Below are 24,938 nucleotides of genomic sequence, written 5' to 3'. Positions count from 1 at the left end.
TAATTCTTGTTATGGATTTGCAAAGAAACTCACCCTTTTTGAGAGAAAGAAATGAGCATTTTGAATGATATGAAAATAGGCACCAAACTGATTGGTTCGTTTACGGTACTATCGGGCATCACGATTTGTTTGATTGTTTTTGCTCTATTTCAGATGAATCGCATGAACGAAGCAACGACTGAAATAACCTCCAACTGGCTGCCGTCAGTAAAAATTATTTCAGAAATAAATACGAATACCTCCGACTTTCGTATTGGTGAAATAAATCATGTTTTTTCAACTGATGACAAGGTTATGGAAAAATATGAGAAAGATATTATTGCCGGTCTTTCAATGACCATAGATAAAAACCTCAAGATATATAAAGATCTCATCAGTTCTCCCAAAGAACAAAGTTTGTATGAGGATTTCATGCAAAAATGGAATCTCTATCTTGCAGAACATCGAAAACTGCTCAATCTGTCTCGCGCGCACAAAACTGGAGAAGCAGGCACATTGATGACTGGTGAGTCTGAACGACTTTTCAATGACATGTCGATGCAATTGCTAAAATTAGTCGACCTTAATGTAGAAGGCGGCGCGGCAGCCAGCAAGCATTCCGATCAAATATTTGCATCATCGCAAACTTCTGTCATGGCAACACTGGCGATTGCTGTCATCATTGGACTTGCCTTAGCGTTAACGGTGACGCGCAGCCTAATGGCACAATTGGGCGGTGAACCGAAATATGTGTCTGAAATCATGCAAAAAATTGCTCATGGCGATTTATCCAGCAATATCTCGGCTAACACAAAATACCCGGATAGCATACTATGCGCAATGAAGGAAATGCAGGACAACCTGGTTAAGATCGTTAGCGAAGTAAGGAGTAGCACCAACTCAATTGACACAGCCTCGGAAGAGATTGCGCATGGCACCACAGATTTGAGCCAACGCACTGAAGAACAGGCTTCCAGTCTGGAAGAAACCGCATCTTCGATGGAAGAACTGACATCCACCGTGAAACAAAATGCAGACAATGCCCGCCAAGCGAATCAACTTGCCGCTGGCGCATCCGAAATCGCAATGAAAGGCGGTGCGGTGGTCAATCAAGTCGTTCAAACGATGAGCTCAATCAACGACAGCTCTAAAAAGATTGTTGACATCATCAGTGTGATTGATGGTATTGCTTTCCAAACCAATATCCTGGCGCTAAACGCAGCAGTAGAAGCAGCGCGGGCTGGTGAACAAGGGCGCGGTTTTGCTGTGGTGGCGACCGAAGTGCGCACACTGGCGCAACGTTCTGCAACGGCAGCCAAAGAGATCAAGGAACTGATCAGCGATTCGGTAACTAAAGTGGAAGACGGTACCCGCCTAGTGGATGAAGCAGGCGCAACCATGGATGAAATCGTCAACGCTGTCAAACGCGTAACGGACATCATGAATGAAATCTCCGCTGCATCGCATGAACAAAGCTCCGGCATTGAACAAGTCAATCAAGCGATAACACAGATGGATGAAGTGACCCAGCAGAATGCGGCGTTAGTGGAAGAAGCCGCAGCAGCGACTGAATCCATGAAGGAACAGGCACAAGTATTAACAAAAGCCGTTAGCGCATTTAAACTGTCAAGCGACAGCGGCCATACATCTACACCAATAAAAAGAAGTAATCGGTCAACGGTTGCCAAGCTGCCAAATCGCGGATCCGCCACAAAAAAGGCAAAAGCAGCATCGGCATCATCGGTAGCAATTCAACCTCGCAAGGTTGCAGCCGGTGGCAGCAGTGATGAGTGGGAAGAATTCTAAAGTATCTTCAGCAATACATTGACTAACCAATCAGCGCATTTTTCCTTAATCATCAATCAGCGTGCCTCGTGAACATTCACAGGCACGCTGATAAGCCAACCCAGCGACAGCCAAATCCCCCAACGCCAAGCCCCGAAATACAAAAGCAGTGCGCTCGTCATCTGTGCAGCGACCAGCCACCTTTCCAGTCACTAAACCGGTTAAATCGCCGCAAACTAGTGCTGGATCAACCAATGGGTTTGGCATGCTGGCTTCCTGTTCCAGATCATCGACAATAATTCGATCGAACGCCGACATACTTTCAGCCAACCATGGCGCCGCCAGATCCGTCATCGTGACAAAAGCGCCGGACTTCAACCAGCGTGCATTCAGAAATGCAACCAGTTGTGGTGACAATGTTACGGAAGTGACGACCAAATCCGCGTCTTGGACTGCTTCCTGCGCTGTTTTGCTGGTAATTGCCGACAAGCCCATTTTTTCCGCGCTGCGACAGAATGCATCGCGACTCGCAGCCCCACGCGCAAAGGCACGAATCTGTTTCAATGGAAATAGCTCGACCAATGCCTGCAAGTGGCTATGTGCCTGCATGCCGCAACCGACAAAGGCGGCGACGGATGCATCCGTCCGTGCGAGCCGTTTCGCGGCCACAGCACTCAATCCGGCGGTACGCACAGCGGTCACCCAATTGCCATCGATTATTGCGAGCGGTAATCCGCTATGGCTATCCAGCAATGTCACTAGCGCATTGATGCTGCTCAGTCCGTGTTGCGGGTTATCTGGATTCAGCACCAGGGCTTTGACCGCAAGAAACGGTGGATCATTGGCAGCCGCTAGTGTGGCCATCATATACCGGCCATCCGGTGGACTGATCACCGCCTTGGGCGCATTCCAGACTTGCTGCTGGCTTCGGCCAAGGATCAGGTGCTCAATACTGGCAACGATGTCTTGCGTTGTCAGTTGCAAATCCTGCAATGAACTTTGCGATAAGTAACGGATCAATGAAGGCATCTGTCTGAATCCTTTTTTACTTGTTATCACTTACAAAAAAATTTAAGTCAAGACATAAATTAGCCATATTAACAATCAACTGCTATAATGTTGCCCCCGCCGCCGCAACTAACAGCTTATTTTTTGAGGAATTATCTTATGTCTCGCCCAATCCGCAATATCGCCATCATCGCTCACGTTGACCATGGTAAAACTACCATGGTTGACAAACTTTTGCATCAAGCCGGCACGTTTGCTTCACACCAACAAATTTCCGAGCGTGTGATGGATTCCAACGATATTGAGCGCGAGCGTGGCATTACCATTTTAGCCAAAAATTGCGCCATTGATTACGAAGGCATCCACATCAATATCGTTGATACCCCAGGTCATGCTGATTTTGGCGGTGAAGTCGAACGTGTTTTGTCGATGGTCGACGGCGTATTGCTGCTGGTTGATGCGGTTGAAGGCCCTATGCCGCAAACCCGTTTTGTTACCAAAAAAGCACTGGCGCTGGGTTTGCGTCCGATCGTCGTGATCAATAAAATTGACCGGCCCGGCGCTCGTGCCGAATGGGTGGTCGATCAAACATTTGATTTGTTTGATAAACTTGGGGCTAACGATGAACAACTGGATTTTCCAGTCGTCTATGCCTCGGCATTGAATGGTTTTGCTACCTTGGATACGAAAAATCCCAGTACGGACATGCGCCCGCTGTTTGACACCATCGTCAAACATGTTCCCGCCCCTGTAGGCAATCCCGATGAACCCTTACAATTGCAAATCAGTGCACTGGACTATTCCAGTTTTGTCGGTCGCATCGGCATTGGACGCATCCGTCGCGGTAAATTAAAACCCGGGCAGGAAGTCATGGTATTGACCGGCGACAATACGCCTAAAAAAGCAAAAATCAACCAAGTCCTTGGTTTCCAAGGTCTGGAACGTATTCAGATGAAAGAAGCCATGGCGGGCGATATCGTACTGATTAATGGCGTGGAAGAGCTGAGCATCGGCACCACGCTGGCTGATATCGACAAACCGGAAGCATTGCCTATCCTGGCGGTGGACGAACCGACTTTAACCATGACATTCCAGGTCAATACCTCACCTTTTGCCGGTCAGGAAGGTAAATTCGTTACCAGTCGTCAATTACGTGAGCGTCTGGAAAAAGAGTTGTTAATCAACGTCGCGATGCGACTGGAAGAAACCAATGAAACCGATTCATTTTTAATCTCCGGACGCGGCGAACTGCATCTGACCATTTTGCTGGAAAATATGCGCCGGGAAGGCTATGAGCTTGCTGTTTCGCGCCCGCATGTCGTGATCCGTGAAATCGACGGTGTTAAATGCGAACCGCTTGAAATGCTGACCGTCGATGTTGAAGAAGCCAACCAAGGTGCTGTCATGGAAGCATTAGGCGCACGCCGTGGTGATTTGCTGGACATGGTATCGGACTCAAAAGGGCGCGTGCGACTGGATTATCGCATCCCTGCGCGCGGCTTGATCGGCTTTCAATCGGAATTCATGACCATGACACGCGGCACCGGCTTGATGAGTCATGTGTTTGATGAATTTGCACCAATGCGTCCGGAAATTCCGCCGCGCAGAAACGGCGTGCTGATTTCCGCCGAAAAAGGCGAAGCGGTTGCATATGCATTGTGGAAATTACAGGATCGTGGCCGCATGTTTGTGAGTCCTGGTGATCGTCTGTATGAAGGCATGGTGATCGGTATCCACAGCCGTGACAATGATCTGGTAGTGAATCCAATCAAAGGTAAGCAACTAACCAATATCCGTGCATCTGGAACCGACGAAGCCGTTACATTGGTTCCACCGATTCAGCTCACGCTGGAATCCGCGATTGAATTCATCGCGGATGACGAACTGGTGGAAATTACCCCAAAAACAATCCGTATCCGCAAACGTTATTTGCTGGAACACGAACGCAAACGCGCATCCCGCGTAGCGGCTTAAACAGCCATTTCGGCAGACAGCAAGCAACCCCGTGGCAAGACCACGGGGAATCACGAGTTCAAATCAGACTCCAGTAAACATTTTGCGCTCAGCAAGAAACACTGGATTTCCATCCATTCAAAACTCCAGCAGCAACATGTTTGACTAAACATCAGACTTTATCTATATTCAACTTTAGAAAAATATCTTTTATTTTCTGTACATTGCCACAGGAATGCGCGTTTTTCCTACAATCCATAAGGAGATCAACAGCATGAAAGCAATCACTATCCCCCTGTCACACCTTTTTCAGACACGCGTCGGCACCTGCAAGTCGTTAATATGGCTGGCAGTATTCATGCCGATCATGATGTCAGGTTGCAGCATTGGCGATAAAATCGACAAAGCAACCGACAAAGTGAGCGACATTGCCGGCGATACTGTGGCCACATTGGATGGAGCCATTGATGCCTTGGATCGTAATTCCGCATCCTGGCAAACGATATTGCAGGATACTACCCAACAATTGACTACCGATGCCCAGTCAACCATACGTAATGAAGTATCCGATCTGCTCAATCGCAGCGTTGCCGCTACCGGCACAGAGTTACGCTGTAATGCGGATTTCATCGGCGCCCGCGTGCGTCAGGCGCTGGTAAGAATTCGTGCTCGCCTGCTACATCAGTCGGTGCCTCCGGTTGAACCGGCATTGTGTCACGTAACTCCTGCAGCCGTGGATATGGCATTGGATGCAAGCCGCCGCAATAAGCTGGAATTTTTCGGTTACGATTTTGATACCACGCCGATCAAAGTAACGCTGCAGGACAAATCACGCACGCTGGATGTATCTTCCAGCCTGGATCGGCTTACCCACTATCATATGACGCTCAACCTCGGTGCCAATGGTGTACCCTTATCCAGCGCGAGTAATCGCCTAACCCTGGAATGGCAGGACCGTTCCATTTCCAGTATTGCCGTCATTCAACCAGCCACGCCGGTGTGTCGGGAAAAAACGGAAACCTATACGCGCAGCACTTATTTATCCTACACACCACCGCATACCCGAGGCGATAAAGAATATTCGGGTAACGGACCCGAGGTATGGGCAACCGCAAACTGGATCAGTGATGGCACGCATGTCAATTTGCGGCTTTGGATGAAAGCCAAGGAAACACGTAGCGATTGGACTACGGCAGAAGGAGAGCGCATCGAATCTTATTACACAGCGCCGTCCGGCTGGCGTATCGACAGCATACAGGGCAATGTGGAAAGCTCGGCGCACTACGTCGACACCGACCATAATGATGATCGCCAAGGCGGTGGCCCCAATGGCCCGGTCAAGGAGTTCAAATTCCGTGGTGATCGCGATGGCGACGATGCGGGAAGTTATACCGGCGTCGATGTCACCTTTAACCCACTCGTCGTTAAGCTAGTGGAAGTAGCCAATTGCGCACCGGCGTCAACGGTTAAAACCTTGCAAATAAAAGGCTTGATCGCTCCGGATACCGTTAAACGCATGCAACCGATGATGCTGAAACTACGACCCTAGAGGCGGAGTGTCGCTCAAACGACCACCGGTAAAGCCGGTGGTCGTTTGTGGCACCTGCGCTGAAAAAATACCGCAATCCTTATCAAAGCCTGTCAAACTTTAGCTTCTATTTCTCAGAAGCAATACAAAACTTGGTTATAACTCCTTTTGGCTTACCAAATTGGATAAATTTAGTAACTGGGTTCTAGATAAACTTGTTTGTGCAACATATTTACCCCCATTCAAATAATATGGGAGGCTACAAATACATTGATACAAAAACAATCTTCAGCGTATTATAGAATTTCCTGAACAGTAGAATAGGGCGATATCTCATGTTTACCACTAATCGTAACCTTGAAAATTTTCTGAACCCGAGGGTCAATCCATTCAAGCAGTGCCCCGTCATTATTGCTCTTGTTTTAATCGTCTCAGGACACTCAAGTTTCGCTGCAAGTTGGCCGGAACTCAGTTTCGTTCCAGTAGTGAATGGCCTGGAAAGACCCATTCATATTACACATGCAGGCGACGGCAAGGGACGGCTTTTTATCGTTGAACAATCGGGACGGATTCGCATTGTCAGTAATAGCTCGTTGCAACCGACACCATTTTTAGACATCAGCGATCGGGTTGGCTGTTGTGGTGAGCGTGGTCTGTTGAGCGCTGCTTTCCCGCCAGATTTTGCGGCTAAAGGTTATTTCTATGTCAACTACACCAATACGGCTGGGAATACCGTCGTGTCTCGCTTTTCTGCGACAGGAACTGGCGATGTCGCGGATGCAACCAGTGAAAGTATTATTTTGACTGTGGATCAACCTTTTTCCAATCATAACGGCGGCCAAATCGCATTTGGGCCTGACGGCATGCTGTATATTGGCATGGGGGACGGCGGTGGAGGCGGTGATCCACTGGAATCCGGTCAGAATCCATCGTCTTTGTTGGGCAAGCTGCTTAAAATTGATGTTGAATCGGGTGCGCAACCTTATGCCATTCCCGCGAACAACCCATTTGCTGGCGCAAGTAACACTCGCCCGGAAATTTGGGCCAGCGGCTTGCGTAATCCTTGGCGATTTTCGTTCGACCGCGAGAGTGGCGATCTCTACATAGCCGATGTCGGCCAAGGACAATACGAAGAAATCAACGTTCAAGCCGCGAATAGTCTCGGCGGCGAAAACTACGGTTGGAATATTCTCGAGGGTGCTCACTGCTTTCAACAGCCATCTTGCGATACCAGTGGTTTGATCAACCCGGTTCTAGAATATGATCATGTCACCGGTGGCCAATCGGTTACCGGCGGTCATGTTTATCGCGGCGGTATTTTCCCTCGCATGCGCGGCGTCTATCTGTTCGGTGATTTCGTCTCGGGACGTTTGGCCGGAATGAGACGCTCAGGCAGCGGCTTCGAATCCACCTTGCTGGCCGATACCGACTTTGGCATCAGCAGCTTGGGCGAGGATGAAAGTGGCGAAGTCTATGTTGCAGATATCAATGGCACCGTGTACCGCATCGAGGACAACGTCCGCTACAGTGAATTGACCTTCACAGGCTTACTCGCAAGTTATCAACCTGACGATCCGATTCATGTTACTGTTACGGAAATATCGCCGCAGCGCTCGGTCGCTCAAGATCTATGGGTGGCGATCAGTACCCCGGATGGCCAGTTTTTGTATCTGAGCGGCCAGCCAGGTGTTCAATTCAGCACCGAACCACAACCTTTTAAACACAAAATTGATCCCAATGTTAAGTTGCTCGAGGTTTTAAACCTCACGCTACCTTCCACCATTTTGCCAGGCACATACCGTTTGTATGCAATCTATAACGATCCGAACCCTGGTACCCTGGATTTATCCTCGACCTTACGTTCAAATATCGCAGAGGCGGTAATCGTCGTCGGTAATTGACCAACCACCCGCCACTCTTTACCGGCAATCAGGGCAAAGCCACTGAAATAAACACACCCGCATGATCGGATACGCTTGGCTGGCTGGGATCGACAATCGTGTTAAAAACCACCCGGCTTTCACGGACAGTCTTTGCCTGATTCATGAAAATATAATCGACGCGCCTGGCAGACCCTCCCGCATCCAGCGTAGAAACCTCTACCGTGCAATGCGCATCAGGTTGTTTCGGGTTGGCGCACAAACTGTCTAACGGCCTATTTTGTGCATAGGCATCAATCAAACCAGCATTAATGATCCTGTCATAGAAAAACCGTTCTACGAAGGGATCAACGCGAAAGCGATCGATATTGAAATCTCCGCCCAGAATTGCAAAGTTACCTTGAGGAAAAGACGCTTCTACCTCGCCAATGAACGGCAGTAAAACATCCATCTGGGCACTAAACTGTTCCTCAGTGCATGCAGAGCAAAGATGGGTATTGTAAATATTCAGTCGCTTGGAATTGGGAATATTAATACGTGTCATCATCACGTTTCTAGGCAGCTTGATGTCATGTCCTTGAAAATTCAATTCAGTCGCGTGAGGCAATCGCTTGGTCACCCTGTAGTCGATTTCGCAGCGACTCAATATGGCATTGGCTACGCCTAGCACACCCGGCAACCCAATTTCAAATGCCGTGTACAAGTCATAATCGCGCTTGCGGACACGAAGCTTCTTCTGCAGATCTTTTGCACTATTTTCAGTATGAACCAGCGCACCGCCAGCGACTTCTTGCAGCAGAATGACATCAACCGGTGTTTTTTCTGCAAATTCGGCAATCGCATCCAAACGCTGATCGCGAGTTTCAATTTCTTTGAAAAGCAGATTAATCGATAAGATATTGAGGTGATTTCGACCGGCCACATCACCACATTGAACCAGTGGCTCATTGCCGCTGCCACCACCGCTTTTGGCGCAACCGGACAGCACAATAATGCTAAAAATCGCGAATAACACTATGCCTTTCATACTCTAACTCCTTGATAAAAATTGAAATAGACAATTGATCAAGCATTTTGTATGATGTCTCACTACTGTCCCGTTAACTTTCAAAGTAGAGGCATGTGAATATTGGAGGCGTGATTAAGGTTAGGTGGATCACCTCGCAATAAAGCCATCAAGCCGCGTTTTTCAAATAAATCGAGCTATAGTAACCGCAATCTGCTGCATGGCTTTATTCATCTTTGACTGGAATTTGATGAAAGTCAGCAGCAAGTACACACACATAGCAATCCAGATCTATGTCATCACGGCATTTTTGCCCGTTCCAATAAAAAACTTAATCTTCAGGTTTTTCTTGATCCATTTGAAGAACAATTCCACTTGCCAACACGCACTCAACAGTGCTTTTTAATAGAATCTTGTTTCTGTTCATTCTTTTATTTTGAAAAACCTTATTCACCGCTGCCACAGAATCCACGGTGCTTCTAAAGGAATGGCAGCACCCTCATGCTGCGGTATTATTCTCGCTGTATAATCTTTTTCTGCACGGATAGCTGGCACACTGGCGCTGTAAACATAGCCACCCAACGAGCCCGTTAGTTCGCGCAAGCGTACCATCTCCAGCCGTTCAGGTTCGGCACCATTGATTCCGCTGGCATAAAGTTCTACTTGCACTGCATCTGGGTCGAGGTCATCGAGATACACTTGCACTTCAAATACATGCTGATCACCCTTTTTTTCAACCTTCATCTCTCCAAAGCGCAGTGCGGTCCACTTTTGATCCAGTGCTTGCTGCCAATTTAAAATATCCGCGCCGATTTTACCTTTGTCCGCGGCTCGCATTCGATAGGCTGAGGCGGTGGGGAGATAGTGTTGCTCGGTGTATTCACGCACCGTACGATTGGTGGAAAATTGTGGTGTCAACCGCGCCATACTTTCCCGCATCCGCGCAACCCAGGCGGTGGGAACACCTTGTTCATCACGAGTATAAAACTCAGGGACTACCTTGTGCTCAAGGAGATCATAAAGAGCCTCAGCTTCGATAGCGTCCCACGCGGGATCGCCATCATGTTCCAGACCATCTCCCAATGCCCAGCCCACTTCCGGCGTGTATGCTTCCGCCCACCAGCCATCCAATTCAGATAGATTAATACCGCCGTTGACCAGGACTTTCATGCCGCTCGTTCCGCACGCTTCCCAGGGGCGACGCGGCGTGTTGAGCCAGACATCCACACCCTGTACCAATTGTTCGGTCAGATGCATGTCGTAGTCACTGAGGAAGACTACATGTGGTCGTGCATCAGATTGGCGGATGAAATGTATCCATTCCTGAATCAGGGCTTGGCCCGCCAAATCTGCGGGATGAGCCTTTCCGGCCATGATGAGTTGTACCGGGCGTTGTGAATTAGACAGCAGACGCAGTAACCGTTCCGGATCGTGGAGCAGCAAATTCGGTCTCTTATAGGTTGCAAAGCGACGCGCAAAACCCAGCGTCAAAGTATTGGGGTCAAATAGATGTTGTGCGCCTTCAACTGCTTCGGGCGATGCCCCTGAAACGGCAAGTTGCTGGCGCAATCGTTTGCGAGCGAATTCAACCAACAATTTTCTGGCGGTGCTACGAAGTTGCCAAAGATCGGCATCGGAGATACAGCGAATATCTCGTTCCAGAGTATTTGTTGAACCCAGCCAGCGTTCTTTGTTACAAGCCCTCGTCCATAGTTCGTCGGCTGCCGCCGAATCCCAGGTTGGTATATGAACACCATTGGTCACGTATCCAACCGGTATTTCTCCTATTGGCCAACGTGGGAAGAGTGGTTCAAATAAGTGCCGGCTCACTTTACCATGCAAGCGACTCACACCATTCACCGTCTTGCTCCCACGTATCGCCAAATAAGCCATATTGAAGGGTTCTGACGAGTCATTTGGGTTTTGACGACCCAAGGCCAACAAATCGTCGCAAGTTATTCCGAGCTGTGTACGCACATAATTTGAGAGGTATTGCTCAATGAGCGCTGGAGAAAAACGATCAAAACCAGCAGCAACCGCTGTATGCGTGGTAAAGATATTGCCTGCTCGAGTAACGGCCAACGCAGATTCAAAGGTTTGCGCGGTCTCTTGCATGAAACTGCGGGCGCGTTCCAACACGACAAAGGCGGCGTGCCCTTCATTCAAATGACAGACTTCCGGTTGGATGCCGAGCGCTGTAAGCAGTCGATATCCACCAATCCCTAGGATCATTTCCTGTTTAAGGCGCAACTCCGGTCCGCCACCGTAAAGCTCACTCGTGATCCCTCGATGTGCAGGATAATTCGCTGCATCATTACTGTCTAATAGATACAGTTTTACGCGACCGACCTGTACTTGCCAAGTGCGCAACCAGACCGAGTAACCGGGTAACACAACCTCGAGCCGCAACCACTCTCCATCCGGTTTACGCAATGGTGTGATCGGCAACTGTCCGGGATCGTTATACGGGAACATGGCTTGTTGCGCGCCATCTTTATCGATCATCTGGCGAAAATAACCTTGCTGGTAAAGCAGTCCGATGCCGATCACGGGAACACCTAAATCGCTGGCGGCCTTAAGTTGATCGCCGGCCACATTACCCAGTCCACCCGAGTAAATAGGCAAAGCTTCGCTCAACATGAATTCCATGCTGAAATAAGCAACGCAGCTCAGTGGCGATTGCGGATAGGTTTGCTGAAACCATGCAGGAGCCTCTACCGCATCGCGCCTAGCTTGCACCAGATTATCAATTTTTTTGCGGAAAGTAGCATCGGTTAAAACACGCTGAAGTTTCTCTCGTGAGGCCGTCTGTATGATAACCCATGGATTATGCGTAAGTTCCCACAGTACAGAATCTAATTGCCGCCATACTTGATCGGTGGCATGATCCCACGACGAGCGCATATCCAAGGCAAGCTCAGCTAGGGAATCGAATCCATCTACGTCCGTGGACAAAAGAAGCTCCTTGGAATGACTGAACCTCGTTTTTACGTTCTTCATAACCTCTCCTTCAAATTTGTCTTGAGCCAAATCTTCAAATACATCAGTTAGGATCCCCTTCCTTACGCCATACTTCTTTGGCCTCACTTAATGTCTGTTGACAAGGTGCCAATGGTGCGCGATCTTTGTCCTAATTCGGTATCGCTGTAAGAACATCTCTAACCATCGTCTGGGCTTCCTCTTGAATGCGATGCAGATGATCTGCTCCCTTAAAGCTCTCAGCATAAATCTTGTAAATGTCTTCGGTACCGGATGGACGCGCCGCAAACCACCCACTTTTGGAAATCACCTTCAATCCACCGATGGGCGCATTGTTTCCTGGTGCGTGCGTGAGGATAGTCTGGATTTTTTCGCCAGCCAGCTCGGTAAACTTAACCTGCTGAGGCGAAAGCCTCGCCAGCAGTTCTTTTTGCTCCGGAGTTCCTGCCGCTTCGACACGATCGTATATAGACTCGCCGAATTTGAGTTCTAGTTCACGGTATATTTCGCCGGGATCTCGGCCCAAGCGCGCAATAATTTCAGCCGATAGCAAAGCCGGGACAATGCCGTCTTTATCTGTGGTCCAGACACTACCATTCAGGCGGAGAAAAGACGCACCCGCACTTTCTTCGCCTCCGAACCCGAGCGAACCTTGAAGTAGGCCATCTGCAAACCACTTGAAACCGACCGGGACCTCGTAGAGTTTCCGTCCGAGCTGCTCGGTAACACGATCGATCATCTGACTGCTGACTACCGTTTTGCCAATTGCTGCATCTTTGCTCCAATTCGGTCGATATTGGAAGAGATAGAAAATGGCCACAGAAAGATAATGATTAGGTGGCAATAATCCTGCATTCCTGGTGACAATCCCGTGCCGATCATGATCAGTGTCGCAGGCAAAAGCGATGTCGAAGCGATCCTTGTTGTCGATCAACCTTTGCATTGCATAGGACGAAGACGGATCCATCCGAATTTGACCATCCCAATCGAGTGTCATGAAATGGAAGGTGGGATCGACGGTTTCGCTCACTACCGTGAGATTTAAACCATAACGTTCAGCGATTGATCTCCAATAGTGAACGCCGGCACCACCAAGTGGATCCACGCCCATGTGGATATTTGCATCGCGAATCGCATCCATATCAAGCACGCTACTGAGATCGTTCACATAAGCATTGAGAAAGTCGTGCCGGTGCGTGGTAGCAACGCGTTGAGCCCGCTCAAAAGGGATTCTTTTCACGCCCTGCAGGCCGCTTGCCAAAAATGCATTTGCCATGGCCTCGATACATCCCGTAATGTCGCTACCCGCAGGCCCACCGTGGGTGGGATTGTACTTAAAACCACCACTATCGGGTGGGTTGTGTGAAGGAGTAATGACAATACCATCTGCCAGCCCTGACTTACGGCCGCGGTTATAAGTCAGTATGGCATGCGAAATCACGGGAGTGGGCGTGTATTCGTTTTTGTCTGCGATCATCACTTCTACACCGTTAGCGGACAGCACTTCAAGCGCGCTCGCATACGCCGATTCCGAAAGCGCGTGCGTATCAATGCCAAGAAACAGCGGACCGTTTATGCCATGCTCCTTGCGGTAATCACAAATAGCCTGACTGATGGCAAGCACATGCCATTCATTAAAGCTGGTCTCGAATGAGGAGCCACGATGGCCTGAGGTGCCGAATGCGACTCTTTGCGTGGGTATCGCAGCATCCGGCACCAGGCTGTAATAGGCCGTGATGAGTCGCGGTACATTGACCAGCATCGAAGTTTCTGCGGGTTTACCCGCCATTGGGTTTATTTTCATCGTTTATGCTGCATCTTAATTTTGATAAATTTAAACTACGCTTTGCTCGCTCACAAACGTTGTCGACGGTGAAACCGTATTCACGCAGCACCACTGAGGCTGGTGCAGAAGCACCAAAGTGCTCCACGCCGAGAATATCGCCGTGCGTGCCAACGTAGCGATGCCAGCCTTGTGTAATACCCAATTCGACCGCAAGTCGGGCATCGACCGAGGGAGGCAGTATTGCATCGCGCTGAGCTTGCGGCAAGGCCTCGAACAACTCCCAGCTTGGCATCGAGACACAGCGCACGGCGATACCTTGCTGTTGTAAACGTTCTGCGGCTGCTACGATCAGGCTGACTTCGGAACCGCTGGCGAGCAGGATTAGTTCGGGATCGCCATTAGTGGCATCGCTCAATACGTAAGCGCCATTGCGCAATCCATCCGCGGCGGCGTAACGGCTGCGATCAAGTGTGGGTAGTTCCTGCCGAGTCAACACCAGTATCACCGGCCGGTCGGATGTTTCCAGAGCAACGCGCCAGGCGACCGCGGTTTCATTAGCATCGCAGGGTCGGATTACGGTGAGATTCGGAATCGCACGCAAACTCGCTAGTTGTTCTACCGGTTGATGCGTGGGTCCATCTTCGCCGACAGCGATGCTATCGTGTGTGAACACATACACGACGTGCAGTCCCATCAATGCCGCTAGGCGGATCGACGGACGCACGTAGTCAGAGAAGACCAGAAAGGTCGAACCATACGGAACAAAACCGCCATGTACGGCGAGGCCATTGATGATAGCGCCCATTGCATGTTCACGTACGCCAAAGTGTAGATTGCGTCCGGCATAACTCCAGCCAGCGCTATCGGAACCTTGTTGGTCCGAATCTTTCAGCAGCGGCGGATTGAAGTCGCCCATACCTTTCAAGGCCGTTTTGGTAGATGGATCGAGATCGGCAGAACCACCGGTCAGCGCCGGCAGTTTAGGCGCAATGGCATTCATCACTTTGCCGGATGCATCACGCGTAGCGAGACCCTTGGCATCGGCCTGAAATACTGGAACGTCTGCGTCCCAACCCGATGGAAGTTCGTCGCGCAGGCGGCACCGAAATTCTTCTGCCATATCCGGAAATGCCTTGGTGTAGGCACTCAGCGCCATATTCCACGTCTCCTCGTCCTTTGCACCTCGTTTCACCGCTTCACGGAAATGCGCCAGCGCTTCGTCCGGTATCAGGAAATCCGGTTCGGTCGGCCAGCCTAGCGTTTGTTTCGTCTTGCGCACAACATCTATACCGAGCGGCGAGCCATGCGCCTTAAAACTATCTTGCCAGGGAGAGCCATAACCAATATGGGTACGTATCAGTAATAGCGATGGCCGGGCAGTTTCCGCATATGCTTCAGCTAATGCGGCATCAATTGCAGCCAAGTCGTTGCCATCATCCACCGACACGGTATGCCAGCCGTAGGCTTCGAAGCGCCGTGCGCGATCTTCGGAGAAGGCGATATCAGTGCTGGCGGACAGAGTGACGTGGTTATCGTCGTAAAGACAAATGAGTTTACCGAGCTTTAGATGGCCGGCCAGAGAAGCTGCCTCAGAGGCCACACCTTCCATCAGGTCGCCGTCACTGACAATAGCATAGGTGCGGTGATCAATGAGTGTGTGGCCGGGTCGGTTGTAGCGGGCCGATAGTTGGGCCTCAGCAATTGCCATGCCGACCGCATTGCCGAGGCCTTGACCCAGTGGTCCGGTGGTAATTTCCACCCCAGGTGTATGTCCGCGCTCGGGATGCCCCGGTGCTTTGCTGTTCCATTGACGGAATTGCCGGATATCATCCAGAGAAAGATCGTAGCCGCTCAGATGCAGTAAGCTGTAAAGTAGCGCCGAACCGTGTCCGGGCGAGAGGACAAAGCGATCGCGATTGAACCAGTGCGTGTTGCGCGGGTTATGCTTGAGAAAGCGCGTCCACAAAAGGTATGCCATAGGCGCTGCGCCGAGCGGCAGACCGGGATGTCCGCTGTTGGCCTTTTGCACCATATCCACCGACAGAAATCTAATGGTATTGATACACTGTTGATCGAGTTGCGTGGCAAATGTCATGATTATTCTCCGCCCGGATGTGTCTTTTGGGTAAGCGCACCACTTTTTTTTGCAATACAGGCCATCAGATCGTGCCAAGATTTAGCAAAAGATTCAGCACCTTCTCGCTGGAGTTCAGCGGCCAGCACTTCGCTGTAGACGCCATTAGAGGTGTATTCTGCGATTACCGCGTCCATTCTTGCAGTATATTTCTCATCAATCGGCAATATGGTTTGTATTTTGCCGTGTTCGGCAAAAGCAAGCAGCGTCTTTTCTGGAATGGTATTGACCGTATCCGGCGCAGCGAGCGCTTCAATGTATAGGGTATCTGGGGCTGCAGGATCCTTCGTGCCGGTGCTGGCCCATAGCAAGCGCTGCGGATGCGCTCCGGAAGTAGCCAATTTCTGCCAGCGTTTTGATGCCAATAAATCGCAATAGGCTCTATAGGCACTGCTAGCGATTGCAATGCCAAGTTGATTGTTGTGAAGCTCACCTTTAATCTTGTTCTTGACAGCTACATCCCAGCGACTGACGAAAACTGAAGCCACGGAGTCGATCTTCGGATCCAAACCCGCATCTATGCGTCGCTCGATGCCGCGCATATACGCTTCTGCCGCTGCAATGTAGTGTTCACGCGAGAACAGCAAGGTAACATTGACTGGCACGCCAGCAAAAATAGCTTCCTCGATTGCAGGAATACCTGCACGCGTACCTGGAATCTTAATGAAAAGATTGGGGCGTCGTGCGCGCGTGTGCAGTTGCACTGCCGCCTTTATCGTACCGGCGGTGTCGTCCGCAAGCAAGGGCGATACCTCCAGAGATACCCAGCCATCAATTCCGCCTGTGGCATCGTAGATTGGTCGAAAAAGATCGGCCGCCTGGACTAAATCTTCCAACGCAAGTTCAAAGAACAACGCTTCGCCCGATTTACCATCAAGTGTTTTTTGGCGGATCGCGTCATCGTAAAAATCACCATCTTCGATGGCGTGATCGAATATGGTGGGATTGGAGGTGAGTCCCGTCACCGATAATTCGCTGATATAGCGGATCAGCGTGCCGCTCGTGAGCAGTTCACGCGTTATGTTGTCGAGCCAGATACTCTGCCCCAGTTTGTGCAGTTGTTGTGTGGCATTCATTTTTTCTCCTTCATCGGTATCGGGTTATGCCAGCTTCCACCCGCACTAAAAAGCGCGTCAGCTTGCTTTGGCCCCCAGCTGCCCTGCTCGTAGGAGTAGACAGTTCGAGGAATATCAAGAATGGGATCAATCGCTGCCCAAGCGGCATCCACTGCGTCCGCGCGGGTGAAAAGCGCGCCATCACCCGCCATTGCGTCACTTAATAGTCGCTCGTAAGGTGTTTCCTCTGCCGGTTGTTCATCCAACAAGAAAAGCTCACGCTGATCGCCGACAAATTCCTTACCTACATGTTTGACACGCGCCGCAAGGGCAAGAGCAGAATTGGGGGAAAGTCGGAAACGCAGATAATTAGCGCGTTCATTCGGTGCTGCTGAATCATCGAACAATTTTTGCGGTGGCGGCTTTAATTCCACTAAGACCTCGGCTGCTGTAGCAGCCATAAATTTTCCGGATCGCAGGTACCAAGGCACTCCTTCCCAACGCCACGAATCTATATGCAACCGCATAGCGCAGAATGTCTCGACATTTGAGTTCTCCGCCACACCAGATTCTTGTCGATATCCAGTGTACTGTCCGCGCACTACGTCATCCGGATGCAAGGGGCGCATGGCCTGGAGCACTTTGGCTTTCTCGCTATGGACGGCACCAAAACCTTGATAGGCCGGTGCTTCCATAGCAAGCAGGGCAACGATCTGAAACAGGTGATTTTGAATAACGTCACGCAAACAACCGACACTTTCGTAAAAAGCACCACGACCCTTCACGCCAAAATCTTCGCATAACGTAATCTGTACGCTGGCAACATAGTTACGATTCCAGAACGGCTCAAGAAAAGAATTGGCAAAACGGAAATAGAGGATATTCATGATCGCCTCCTTTCCGAGGTAATGATCAATGCGGAAAATTGAATCTTCTGGAAATACCGCTAGTGCGGTGCGGTTAAGCTCTCGAGCAGAGGCCAGATCACGTCCGAACGGTTTTTCAACAATGATGCGCGCTTGGTTTGCCAAACCAGTGGCTCCAAGCTCTTTAATAACCGTTGCGAACAGCGTAGGCGGAATGGCAAGATAATGCGTCGGGCGCTGGGCATCGCCCAATGCTTGCTTCAGTGCCTTGAACGTATTGGGGTCATTGTAATCGCCGCTGACATATTGAAGCAAGGAAAGAAGGTGATTAAGGGCACTTTGATCATCAATCTCAACGGATTTCCTGATGCTTTCCCTCGCCTGATTGCGTAGTTGCACCAGATCCCATTCTGATGAGGCAACGCCTACCACTGGCACATTGAGGGTGCCATGCTTTGCCATCGCATAAAGTGCCGGAAAAATCATCTTGTGGGCGAGATCGCCGGTTACACCAAATATCACCAACGTATCGGCTAACGTCGTACGATCATAGATAATCCTCACCTCAGCCTCCCGTTTTTTTCTCGTTATGCCCGCCAAATTGCTTTCTCATCGCGGACAAAAGTCGGTCGGCATAGTCGGCTTCGCCGCGCGACGCGAAGCGTTCAAATAATGCCGCACTGATTACCGGAGTCGGCACGCCTTCATCAATAGCAGCCAAAGCCGTCCAGCGTCCCTCCCCTGAATCCGATACACGTCCGGAGAAGCCAGTAAGCTCTGCATCTTCGACCAGCGCCGCTGCTGTTAGATCAAGGAGCCATGATGCAACCACACTGCCGCGCCGCCAGACTTCCGCGATCTGTGGTAGATCCAGATCATATTGATAGTATTCCGGGTTGCGCATCGGTGTGGTCTCGGCATCACTATCGTGTGAGCACTTACCGACATTGGCATTATGTAGAATATTTAGTCCTTCGGCATAAGCCGCCATGAGACCATATTCAATGCCGTTGTGAACCATCTTGACGAAGTGTCCTGCGCCCGTGGGTCCGCAATGCAGATACCCATGCTCTGCAGGACTAGGCATGTTTTTCTTGCCTGGGGTGCGTGTCGCCGCTTCGACACCTGGTGCGATGCTCCTGAAAATTGGATCCAGGTGCTTGACGATCTGATCCTCTCCACCAATCATCAAACAATATCCGCGCTCTTCACCGAACACGCCACCGCTAGTGCCGCAGTCCACATAATGAATATTCTTTCGCTTGAGTTCTTTCGCTCTAAGGATATCGTCGTGGTAGTAGCTGTTACCGCCATCGATGATGATATCACCGGCATCCATGCTCGAAGCCAATTCTTCGATCGCTTTGCCTGTTACGGCTGCGGGAACCATCACCCATACCGCGCGTGGCTTAGTCAATTTCTTGACTAGATCGTCAATCGATGCAGCACCCTGAATGTCCTGGTCCGCGACCTGATTCACAACATCCTGATTTACATCGTAAACCACACACTTGTGACCTTTTTTGGTCAAGCGCCGCACCAAACTAGCTCCCATTCGCCCTAATCCAATCATGCCAATATGCATCTTGATTCTCCTTGCCAAATTGAACAAAGCCAACGTTACAAGCAGCTTTGACTTCATTAGTAAATCTACACCTGCCGCATTCATTGAAATCCATGTCATGCTAACCAGGAAAGTTTCAATTGTCATTAGATTGTTCCAACTTGCAGTGCAGGGATTGCGTCGTCGGTTCACGCAGATGCAGAATTTGCCTCGTGTTCAGCCCACCGGCACATCAATCTATTACATCGCTTTATCTTAAAAATATCAAGGTTTCCTGTTGTCTTATAGTAAAAGGCACATATTCATATTTTTTCAGCATGAGATTGACTGCGGATAACTATCTATTTCCACATTACATTGCACCCTTTGTTGGCTGCGGCAGTAAGCAGATTAATTAGTGGCAGCGCTCGATTAGCCAAGCTCACCACAGGCTCATTCGTATCCTCATCCTCTCCCTTATCCTCATCAATTAGCAACGAGGCATTTTCTGAATTAATAGCCGCTGTTAAACGATTCAGTGCCGCAGGCACATCTTCTGCCAAAATTGCACTGGGTATGGTTCCGCTATGCCCCATCATTTTCAACATGGTGTGTGCGTCTTTTTCAAACATGGTAATGTCGGCAAAAACATCGGTTGTAAATGTCACCAGCATACAGTCCTCCTAGAAAACTTTTAGTATCTACTTGCACATTTGTGCAGGCCCGTCGATGCTACGTTGGTAAAACAACACACGCTTACAAGTTTCCAATTAGCTTTCTTAATTTCGCCTGTACTTGAACGCACCACTATCCCGTCAACTTTCTAAGTAGAGACATTGAGTATCAGATGCGTGATTATGGTATGCCGGATCACCTCGTAATAAATCCATCAAGTCACATTCTTCAAATAAATTGAGCTGCAGTAACCGCAGATCTGCTGCATGGTTTTGTTCATCCTTAACTGAAATTTGATGAAAGTCAGAAACAAGTATAAACATAGCAATCCAGATTTGTGTCATCACAGTATTTTTGCTCGTTCCAATAAAAGACTTAATCTTCAGGTCTTGCTTGATCCATTCGAAGAACAATCCCACTTATCAGCACGCCTTATAGATATCAGCAATAGTTGCTTGCAGCAAGTTTAAATTTGTTGTCCAGGACAATGTTACCTGTATCAATATCTCGATAACTAACACGGCGAAGTTGACTCGGACATTTCTTCGCTGCCTGGATACTTGTCAGCCTGATAATTTGATCGCTGGCCAAGCCTCTATTCTTCAAAACCGGTTGGCAATTGATCACCCGGTAAATTGAATAAACTAGAATCCCCAATGTTTTCTAGCTGAAGATACTCTCTATTCCTTCCTAATTCCCATTTTTGTCATTATCTCTGTGAAATTTCATCAGCTCTGTACGGTTGCGCACATACCCTATATCTCGATACTTGATAAGCAGGCGCTTCAATGAAAACAATGCAGTGATCAGAACTACAGTCAATGCGTCAACCATAACAGTGATGCTCGATTTGAAGGGTTGCTCCAGGATGTGGGCACGAGATAGAAGCACAGTGATCGGTGCAGGTGTCGGCAGTACAGCGGTGGGTAACGCCATAGGCAAAACCTAGATTAGTGATGATCAAGGATATCGAAAGCAATCACACAGAATCTACATCTGGCGATTGGGATGTATCCTGAGTTTGTGTAAAACGGAGTTTAAATTAATAGGCGGTTACGCGCTTCTCAAACTGGATAGCAAACGGATTTAAAGCGGTTTTCCAGTTGGGAACGAAGCACATTCCATTTTCGGCTGATATTAATCTTAGCCTGGTAGAACAATTTCATTATCGCACTATTTACAGCTTATTCATCGGATTGTTTCTTTTCTTATGTGTTCCACCGCACTGACCTCACATAGTTTTGCCTATATTTTTGCTAAACCGTAATGAAGCACAAATTCCTCGTGCTAAACAATGAGAAGAACCACTTTAATGGGGCACCAGGATTCGATAAGTACCAATGATCCAACATAACAGATCCATCATGGACGAAAGATAGTTTAATTAAAAGGGCGTTTAGCATATGAGCTTGATCCGTTCGCTCCGTGCCACTCATTTTTAACATTGGAGAACAAAAAAACATGGCTAAACAAACACGCACCCCCGATAACCAAATACGCGATCCTAACATTACGTGGCGAGATACTTTCAGTCTTGGACAGCGCGAAGCGATGATTCGTGAGGTTGCCTACTCCTATTATGCGAAGCGCGGCTACATCCACGGGCATGATCTTGATGACTGGCTTGCGGCCGAAACCGAGCTTGATCTTAAAACGCCCGAGCCCCAGGAATCTCCCTCGGATATGGAGCCGCAGCTAAGCAGTGTCCATGGGCCTGCGATGGATGAGAAATTGGATCAGGTCATCACGCAGCACCCACTCAAGCTATATCACAAGTCGAGAGTATGGAGTCGAAAAATGCACCGTTAAAGGAATGACTGTTGACACCGGTAGAAAATTGACCAAGGTAACTCACGCAATCTGCTTAAGATTTAATCAGGAGGATTTAAGAGATTGATTACCATGGTTATACATACCAAGATACAGCGGATGTTTTACCGTGAGCATCTGTCGATCAATGAAGTTCAACGACGAACGAGTCTGTCACGGAACACGATAAAAAAGTGGCCGCAAGTGCCAAGCGACAGCACAGTGAAATATCAAAGGGCAAAGAAACCGGACAAGCTAATGCCATTTGAATCCAGGTTGATGCTGGCGCTGTCAGTGGATGTCCGTCGCCCCAAGAAAGATCACCGCGCGGCATCATTGTTGTTCAAAGAAATATTGAACGAAGGTTATGCGGGCGAATTACGATTGTTTGCGATTTCATCCATAGCTGGCGCAGTCAAGATAGCCAGAGCAACTCAGCGTGCACCCATCAGCAAAAGTTGGACAAAATAGCCTGATTGCCTAAGCGAGTTTTTTGGTTCATCGTTATTTAAAAAAGAACGATGATGACAGAAAAAACATTCAAAACCCGCGGTGTCGAGAAAACTGTACGCAATATACGTCGCGCTAACCCATCGCAATTGCTCGATATGCGGTTGTGGAATAATAGCCAACCACTCTGGTCATACCCACTAATCATTGTCTAAATTCCAACAAAATCAGTATATGAAGATACACATTGCTTGTAGCAGTGATTTTTAACACGCCCCTGATATGAATTCCCCTGTAGCATGTATCATTAGCAAACTTTAATGACTTTATCTTGAATTAGGAAAGGGAGACCAGGAATGATTATAGAAAAACGCGTGAACAGTACTATAGAGGGCGCACAATATGCGAGCTCTAATACGGGTCTGGCTGATGGCGGTTATTTAGTAACCTGGTCTTCGTACGGTCCACAACCTGGTATTTATTCACAGCGATATGACATCCATAACGTTAAACAAGGAACTGAGGTACTTGTTAATACAACGATAACGGGTTTTGAAAATTTGCCTGCAGTTACTGCATTAAATGATGGTGGATATGTGATCACATGGGGTTCCCCAGGTGCAGATGGGAATGACATTTTCGCACAACGCTATAACGCAAGCGGTGTTGCGCAAGGCAGTGAATTTCGGGTCAACAATTCGGTTGCCGAGCACCAGGATGGTGCATCAATAACTACTCTAAACAATGGCGATTTTGTCATAACTTGGCATTCTGAGGATTGGAATAATTCTACAACAGATATTTATGGTCAACGTTATAACGCTAACGGTGTTGAAAAGGGTGCAGAATTTCTTGTCACTACCGGAAATTTTATATCGGGGCAAGTGACCGCATTATCAGATGGTGATTTTGTAGTTACTTGGACAGCTGATTTTCAGGACATCCATGGTCAACGCTATGATGTCAATGGTGTTGCTCAGGGAGCGGAATTTGTAATCGGCTCGCAAAACACGTCAGGTGTACAAGGATTGTCAGTAGCTGCACTAAACAATGGCAGTTTTGTCATCACCTGGAGTAATGGCGGTGAAATATATGGACAGCTTCTAAGTGCTAACAACACTACGATAGGTTCTGAATTTAGAATCAGTACGCTTTCAGGAGGGTATCAACTCAGTACTTTTGTAACTAATTTGAGTAATGGGGACTTTGTAGTCATTTGGCCATCAAGCCCCCAAGACGGTTATTCATCCTCTGATTTTGGTATTTATGGACAGATTTTTGGTGCGAACGGGGTTAAAAAAGGTGAAGAGTTTCATGCTAATACCTTTATAGCAGGCAACCAGCTAAATCCTCATGTGTCAGCTCTAAATGATGGTGGTTTTGTAGTGACATGGGACTCTGAATTCCAGGATGGCGCTGATTTGGGTGTTTACGTTCAGCGCTTTGATGCTAATGGCAAGGCTACTAACATGCTCGTTAGCACGGCGGGCAATGATATATTGACAGGATCAGCCTTCGATGACGATACAGCCAGTTATGCAAATGCTGCGGCGGCAGTAACGGTTTCACTCAATATTAACGAGCAGCAAAATACAATTGGTGCAGGACTAGATACTTTGGTTGGTATTGAGCATCTGGTTGGAAGTGCCCTTGATGATACTTTAACCGGAAATGACAAGGATAATGCTCTATTCGGCGGGAATGGCAACGATACCATTGTCGGCTGGTCTGGTGCAGATACCATGGTAGGTGGATCAGGTAATGACATTTATTTTGTAGAGAATATCGATGACGAAGTCATTGAGAAACTTAATGAAGGCATTGATACTGTTAATAGCAGGGTGACCTATGTCTCGCTTGAAAATATCGAAAATATCACCCTTACTGGAACAGCAGCCATTGATGGTATAGGAAACAGTCAAGCTAATACCATTACAGGCAATGCTGCAGCCAATGGGCTTAGTGGAGGGATTGGTAATGACAAGCTCGCAGGTGGGACTGGTAACGATACTCTTCGAGGCGATAGCGGCAATGATACGCTTCTAGGTGGAACCGGCAATGATACGCTTAGTGGTGGACGTGGGAATGACAAGCTGGATGGTGGTACAGGAAATAATATTCTAACGGGTGACGGAGGCAATGATGCCTTCAAGTTCACAACTACCGGACATATCGACACGATCACCGACTTTAGCGTTATCAATGACACTATTCAGTTAGACAATGCTGTGTTTACCGCATTGACAACAACAGGCACCCTGGCAGCCACACAATTCAGGATTGGCACAAAAGCATTGGATGCAAATGACTACCTCATTTATAACAGCTCTACAGGTGTGTTGCTCTATGATGCAGATGGCAGTGGAGCAGGGACGATACAACAAATTGCCATTCTCAGTGCCGGGTTAGCAATGACTAACGCAGATATTGTGGTGATATAGTCAGTCGGGATTGCAGTTAAGTAATTGACCAATAAGTGACAAGAGCTGCTACCGATGACGC

At 48.7% G+C, this 24,938-nt stretch carries 17 protein-coding genes; 8 read left to right on the top strand and 9 right to left on the bottom strand.

Annotated features, from left to right (window positions below):
* Positions 1–51 precede the first annotated feature (51 nt).
* Positions 52–1,785, top strand: a complete 1,734-nt coding sequence (locus C8R34_RS17245) for a methyl-accepting chemotaxis protein (RefSeq protein ID WP_309146175.1) — start codon at positions 52–54, stop codon at positions 1,783–1,785.
* A 45-nt stretch (positions 1,786–1,830) separates the two neighbouring features.
* Here the strand turns inward: C8R34_RS17245 and C8R34_RS05580 are convergent, their stop codons facing one another.
* Positions 1,831–2,793, bottom strand: a complete 963-nt coding sequence (locus C8R34_RS05580; RefSeq protein ID WP_110338639.1) for an ornithine cyclodeaminase family protein — start codon at positions 2,791–2,793, stop codon at positions 1,831–1,833.
* A gap of 138 nt (positions 2,794–2,931) precedes the next feature.
* Here C8R34_RS05580 and typA point away from each other — a divergent pair, with 138 nt between their 5' ends.
* From typA to C8R34_RS05565, 3 genes are all read left to right on the top strand, one after another.
* On the top strand, positions 2,932–4,746 hold the full coding sequence (typA, locus tag C8R34_RS05575; protein WP_110338637.1) for a translational GTPase TypA: 1,815 nt from the start codon (positions 2,932–2,934) through the stop codon (positions 4,744–4,746).
* Positions 4,747–4,999: 253 nt separating this feature from the next.
* Positions 5,000–6,274 carry a hypothetical protein gene (locus tag C8R34_RS05570; protein WP_258364371.1) on the top strand — a complete coding sequence of 425 codons (1,275 nt, stop codon included), beginning with the start codon at positions 5,000–5,002 and terminating at the stop codon, positions 6,272–6,274.
* Between the two features lie 314 nt (positions 6,275–6,588).
* On the top strand, positions 6,589–8,154 hold the full coding sequence (locus C8R34_RS05565; RefSeq protein ID WP_110338635.1) for a sorbosone dehydrogenase family protein: 1,566 nt from the start codon (positions 6,589–6,591) through the stop codon (positions 8,152–8,154).
* A 28-nt stretch (positions 8,155–8,182) separates the two neighbouring features.
* On the opposite strand, the gene C8R34_RS05560 is transcribed toward C8R34_RS05565, so the two are convergent.
* The 8 genes from C8R34_RS05560 to C8R34_RS05520 form a co-directional block, all read right to left on the bottom strand.
* Positions 8,183–9,160, bottom strand: a complete 978-nt coding sequence (locus tag C8R34_RS05560; RefSeq protein ID WP_110338633.1) for an endonuclease/exonuclease/phosphatase family protein — start codon at positions 9,158–9,160, stop codon at positions 8,183–8,185.
* A gap of 429 nt (positions 9,161–9,589) precedes the next feature.
* Complete coding sequence (gene glgP / locus C8R34_RS05550; protein WP_110338631.1) at positions 9,590–12,139, bottom strand: alpha-glucan family phosphorylase; 2,550 nt, start codon at positions 12,137–12,139, stop codon at positions 9,590–9,592.
* Between the two features lie 130 nt (positions 12,140–12,269).
* Positions 12,270–13,922, bottom strand: coding sequence for a phosphoglucomutase (alpha-D-glucose-1,6-bisphosphate-dependent) (gene pgm, locus C8R34_RS05545; RefSeq protein WP_110338629.1), 1,653 nt, complete (start codon positions 13,920–13,922; stop codon positions 12,270–12,272).
* Positions 13,897–15,999: a transketolase gene (tkt, locus tag C8R34_RS05540; protein ID WP_110338627.1), complete on the bottom strand. Its 2,103-nt coding sequence runs from the start codon at positions 15,997–15,999 to the stop codon at positions 13,897–13,899. Before tkt ends, pgm begins: the two co-directional genes overlap by 26 nt.
* A gap of 2 nt (positions 16,000–16,001) precedes the next feature.
* The gene (tal, locus tag C8R34_RS05535) at positions 16,002–17,114 is read right to left on the bottom strand and encodes a transaldolase (RefSeq protein WP_110338625.1); all 1,113 of its coding nucleotides are present in this window, start codon (positions 17,112–17,114) and stop codon (positions 16,002–16,004) included.
* Entirely contained in the window at positions 17,111–18,523 is a 1,413-nt protein-coding gene (gene zwf / locus C8R34_RS05530; protein ID WP_110338623.1) for a glucose-6-phosphate dehydrogenase, read from the bottom strand. The genes tal and zwf overlap by 4 nt, the downstream gene beginning before the upstream one ends.
* Position 18,524: 1 nt before the next feature.
* On the bottom strand, positions 18,525–19,670 hold the full coding sequence (gnd, locus tag C8R34_RS05525) for a phosphogluconate dehydrogenase (NAD(+)-dependent, decarboxylating) (protein WP_309146174.1): 1,146 nt from the start codon (positions 19,668–19,670) through the stop codon (positions 18,525–18,527).
* A 194-nt stretch (positions 19,671–19,864) separates the two neighbouring features.
* A complete protein-coding gene (locus C8R34_RS05520; protein WP_110338621.1) occupies positions 19,865–20,176 on the bottom strand; it encodes a DUF1840 domain-containing protein in 312 nt (103 codons plus the stop codon).
* 803 nt (positions 20,177–20,979) lie between these two features.
* Here C8R34_RS05520 and C8R34_RS16425 point away from each other — a divergent pair.
* The 4 genes from C8R34_RS16425 to C8R34_RS16645 all read left to right on the top strand — a co-directional run bounded on the left by C8R34_RS16425 (position 20,980) and on the right by C8R34_RS16645 (position 24,877).
* Complete coding sequence (locus tag C8R34_RS16425) at positions 20,980–21,126, top strand: hypothetical protein (protein WP_165872531.1); 147 nt, start codon at positions 20,980–20,982, stop codon at positions 21,124–21,126.
* 512 nt (positions 21,127–21,638) lie between these two features.
* The gene (locus C8R34_RS05505) at positions 21,639–21,986 is read left to right on the top strand and encodes a DUF2934 domain-containing protein (RefSeq protein ID WP_110338614.1); all 348 of its coding nucleotides are present in this window, start codon (positions 21,639–21,641) and stop codon (positions 21,984–21,986) included.
* A gap of 93 nt (positions 21,987–22,079) precedes the next feature.
* Positions 22,080–22,457, top strand: a complete 378-nt coding sequence (locus tag C8R34_RS05500; RefSeq protein WP_258364370.1) for a hypothetical protein — start codon at positions 22,080–22,082, stop codon at positions 22,455–22,457.
* Positions 22,458–22,792: 335 nt separating this feature from the next.
* A complete protein-coding gene (locus tag C8R34_RS16645) occupies positions 22,793–24,877 on the top strand; it encodes a calcium-binding protein (protein ID WP_207896446.1) in 2,085 nt (694 codons plus the stop codon).
* Positions 24,878–24,938: the final 61 nt, after the last annotated feature.

The organism is Nitrosomonas sp. Nm84, assembly GCF_003201565.1.
Classification (GTDB): Bacteria; Pseudomonadota; Gammaproteobacteria; order Burkholderiales; family Nitrosomonadaceae; genus Nitrosomonas.
This window is presented reverse-complemented; position numbering and strand designations above follow the sequence as displayed.

Bases quoted from the DNA above. Each gene is read 5' to 3' on its own strand.
- C8R34_RS05500 (WP_258364370.1), top strand. From the start codon at position 22,080: ATGGTTATACATACCAAGATACAGCGGATGTTTTACCGTGAGCATCTG.
- C8R34_RS05580 (WP_110338639.1), bottom strand. From the start codon at position 2,793: ATGCCTTCATTGATCCGTTACTTATCGCAAAGTTCATTGCAGGATTTG.
- C8R34_RS05520 (WP_110338621.1), bottom strand. From the start codon at position 20,176: ATGCTGGTGACATTTACAACCGATGTTTTTGCCGACATTACCATGTTT.
- pgm (WP_110338629.1), bottom strand. From the start codon at position 13,922: ATGAAAATAAACCCAATGGCGGGTAAACCCGCAGAAACTTCGATGCTG.
- tkt (WP_110338627.1), bottom strand. From the start codon at position 15,999: ATGACATTTGCCACGCAACTCGATCAACAGTGTATCAATACCATTAGA.
- C8R34_RS16645 (WP_207896446.1), top strand. From the start codon at position 22,793: ATGATTATAGAAAAACGCGTGAACAGTACTATAGAGGGCGCACAATAT.
- gnd (WP_309146174.1), bottom strand. From the start codon at position 19,670: ATGACAATTGAAACTTTCCTGGTTAGCATGACATGGATTTCAATGAAT.
- C8R34_RS05505 (WP_110338614.1), top strand. From the start codon at position 21,639: ATGGCTAAACAAACACGCACCCCCGATAACCAAATACGCGATCCTAAC.
- C8R34_RS05560 (WP_110338633.1), bottom strand. From the start codon at position 9,160: ATGAAAGGCATAGTGTTATTCGCGATTTTTAGCATTATTGTGCTGTCC.
- tal (WP_110338625.1), bottom strand. From the start codon at position 17,114: ATGAATGCCACACAACAACTGCACAAACTGGGGCAGAGTATCTGGCTC.
- typA (WP_110338637.1), top strand. From the start codon at position 2,932: ATGTCTCGCCCAATCCGCAATATCGCCATCATCGCTCACGTTGACCAT.
- C8R34_RS17245 (WP_309146175.1), top strand. From the start codon at position 52: ATGAGCATTTTGAATGATATGAAAATAGGCACCAAACTGATTGGTTCG.
- glgP (WP_110338631.1), bottom strand. From the start codon at position 12,139: ATGAAGAACGTAAAAACGAGGTTCAGTCATTCCAAGGAGCTTCTTTTG.
- C8R34_RS05570 (WP_258364371.1), top strand. From the start codon at position 5,000: ATGAAAGCAATCACTATCCCCCTGTCACACCTTTTTCAGACACGCGTC.
- C8R34_RS05565 (WP_110338635.1), top strand. From the start codon at position 6,589: ATGTTTACCACTAATCGTAACCTTGAAAATTTTCTGAACCCGAGGGTC.